Genomic DNA, 2,983 nt, shown 5'->3' with positions numbered 1-2,983 from the left:
GGACCAGGATCAGCGGGGGCGCCGTCCCCCCCGGCCGGCCCGGCCGCCGAGCCGGCGGCCGCCTGCGCCTCCCCCTGGTCGGCCGCCCCCTCGCCGGACCCGGCCGGCAAGTCGGGCACGCCCTTCGGCCTCCCCATGACCGCGCCCTCGACGGCGGCGTCGGACTGGTAGTTCCACACGGGGCGCTCGGGCTGCTTTCGCACGTCCTTGAACAACTCCGCCAACTGCGACTCGTCCAGCGTCTCCTCCTCCAGCAGGCGCTCCGCCAGGCGGTCCAGGACATCGCGGTTGCGGGTGAGGATCTCCCACGCCTCGCGCATCGCGTCGTCCAGGAGGCGGCGGACCTCGGCGTCGATGACCGAGGCCATCTCGTCGGAGACGACCGCGCCCTCCTTGGGGCCGCCGCGGTGCCCGAAGGCCTCCACGTCCGCGTCCCCGAGCTTGACCATGCCGATGCGGTCGCTCATGCCGTAGTCCGTGACCATCGCGCGCGCCGTCTTCGTCGCCTGGGCGATGTCGTTGGCCGGGCCGGTCGACGGGTCGCGGAAGACGAGCTCCTCGGCGACGCGCCCGCCCATCGAGTAGACGAGGTCGTCGAGCAGCTGGTTGCGCGTCTTGTTGAAACGGTCCTCGGTGGGCATCACCATCGTGTAGCCCAGGGCCCGCCCGCGCGGCAGGATCGTCACCTTCGTGACCGGGTCGGTGTAGCGCAGGGCCGCCGCCGCCAGGGCGTGCCCGCCCTCGTGGTACGCGGTGACCGCCTTGTCGTGGTCGTTCATCACCCGCGTGCGCTTCTGCGGGCCGGCGATCACGCGGTCGATGGCCTCGTCGATGGCGCGGTTGTCGATCAGATCCGCGTTCGAGCGGGCCGTGAGCAGCGCCGCCTCGTTGAGCACGTTCGCCAGGTCGGCCCCCGTGAAGCCCGGGGTGCGCTTGGCGATCTGGCGCAGATCCACGTCGTCGGTCATGGGCTTGCCCGCGGCGTGCACCTTGAGGATCGCCTCCCGGCCCCTGAGGTCGGGGGCCTCCACCGCGATCTGCCGGTCGAAGCGGCCCGGGCGCAGCAGGGCCGGATCCAGGATGTCCGGGCGGTTCGTGGCGGCGATGAGGATGATGTTGGCGCGCTCGTCGAAACCGTCCATCTCCACGAGCATCTGGTTGAGGGTCTGCTCGCGCTCGTCGTTGCCGCCGCCGATGCCGGAGCCGCGGTGGCGGCCCACCGCGTCGATCTCGTCGATGAAAATGATCGCGGGGGCGTTCTTCTTCGCGCGGTCGAACAGGTCGCGCACGCGCGAGGCGCCGACCCCCACGTACAGCTCCATGAACTCGGAGCCGGAGATCGAGAAGAACGGGGCGTGCGCCTCGCCGGCCACCGCCTTGGCCAGCAGGGTCTTGCCCGTGCCGGGGGGGCCGTAGAGCAGGACGCCGCGCGGGATCCGCGCCCCCACCCTGTGGAACTTGTCCGGCGAGGACAAGAACTCGCGGATCTCCTCCAGCTCCTCGACGGCCTCGTCCTCGCCGGCCACGTCGGCGAAGGTCACGTCGGGGCGCTCCTGGTTGAACTCCTTGACGCGGGACTGCGTGAAGCCGCCCATCATCCGCGAACCGGACAGGCGGTTCATCAGGAAGTAGAAGGCGACCAGCAGGATCAGCAGGGGGACGACGAGCTGCGCCATCGCGCCCAGCGCCGACCCCTGGGGGCGCACCGCGTTCCACCCCTTCGCCGGGGCGGCGGCCTGCACGGCGTCGAGGATGTCCTTCGTCTGGGTGTAGGAGTACGAGAAGTACACGCTGCGGCCCAGGTTCGCAGTGGGATCCTCGACGCCGGTCCCCTGGTGCGTGTAGTCCTCCGTGAGGCCGAGGTTGACCTGTTGGATGCCCTCGTTGAGGACGACCCGCTCCACCGTGGATCCGCTGATCAGCGCCAGGCCCTCGGAGGTGTCGACCCCGCGGGGCTGGAAGGCCTGCCACACGAACCACCCCCCCAGCAGGAGGGCGACGAGCGGGACGACTGCCCACGCCAGGTTCACGCGGGGGTGCTTGTTGGAGGTCTCGTTCACAACCGTCTTTCAGTTAGCGGGGGTCATTTCCGGTAGACGTGGGGCGACAGCGTGCCCACGAAGGGCAGGTTCCGGTACTTCTCGGCGTAGTCCAGGCCGTAGCCGACGACGAACTCGTCGGGGATCTCGAAACCGACGTACTTGACGGGGACGTCGACCTTGGCGGCCTTGGGCTTGCGCAGCGTCGTGGCGATCTCCACCGAGGCCGCGCCCCTGCCCACCAGGTTCGACCGCAGCCACGACAGGGTCAGGCCCGAGTCGATGATGTCCTCGACGATCAGGACGTGGCGCCCGGTCACGTCCTGGTCGAGGTCCTTGAGGATCCTCACCACGCCCGAGGTCTTCGTGCCGGACCCGTAGGAGGACACCGCCATCCAGTCCATCTGCAGGGGCGTGCGGAGCTTCCTCGACAGGTCGGCCATCACCATGACCGCCCCCCGCAGGACGCCGACCAACAGGATCTCCTTGCCCGCGTAGTCCTCGTCGATCTGCCTGGCGAGCTCGCCCAGGCGCTGGTCGAGGTCCTCCGCGGTGACCAGAACGTCTTTGAGGTCGTCTCCCATATCAGCGGCGTCCACTCGTTCCCCTTCTCTGCCGGTATGCCATTAGGGCGTTAACGCGTCTAGCGTCTCATAGTTCGCGGCGCGGGCGCGCACGCTACGGCGTTTTCTCACTGTGAGCGAAGCGGCCCCGCCTCGATCACCGCCCGCTCCCCCCTGCCGGAGCGCGCGACCACGACGCGCGGGAGGCTGAGCGGGCCCTGGCCCCTCCACGCGGTGACGAGCGCGTCCACCGCCTCGACGTGCCCGGCCGCCAGGGAGCCCCCGGGAACCCCGGCGTCGCGCAGGAAGGACGCCAGGACGCGCCCGCGCACCGCCCTGGGCAGCCCCTCGAGCGCCTTCACGCGGATCGACCGCGCGCCC

3 protein-coding genes are annotated in these 2,983 nt (G+C 70.5%); all 3 read right to left on the bottom strand.

Annotated features, from left to right (window positions below; all coding sequences use genetic code 11):
• Positions 1–2,060, bottom strand: a 2,060-nt coding sequence (gene ftsH, locus BH719_RS08285; RefSeq protein ID WP_009744386.1) for an ATP-dependent zinc metalloprotease FtsH, incomplete at its 3' end; no start/stop codon positions are given.
• 23 nt (positions 2,061–2,083) lie between these two features.
• Complete coding sequence (gene hpt, locus BH719_RS08280; RefSeq protein WP_009744385.1) at positions 2,084–2,638, bottom strand: hypoxanthine phosphoribosyltransferase; 555 nt, start codon at positions 2,636–2,638, stop codon at positions 2,084–2,086.
• Between the two features lie 92 nt (positions 2,639–2,730).
• Positions 2,731–2,983: TilS substrate-binding domain-containing protein (locus BH719_RS08275; RefSeq protein ID WP_009744384.1), on the bottom strand; the 253-nt coding region annotated here is incomplete at its 5' end.

Origin of the sequence: Pauljensenia hongkongensis (assembly GCF_001746855.1) — a bacterium.
Classification (GTDB): Bacteria; Actinomycetota; Actinomycetes; order Actinomycetales; family Actinomycetaceae; genus Pauljensenia; species Pauljensenia hongkongensis.
Note: the sequence above shows the minus strand (reverse complement) of the source record. Positions and strands in the feature narration are given on the sequence as shown.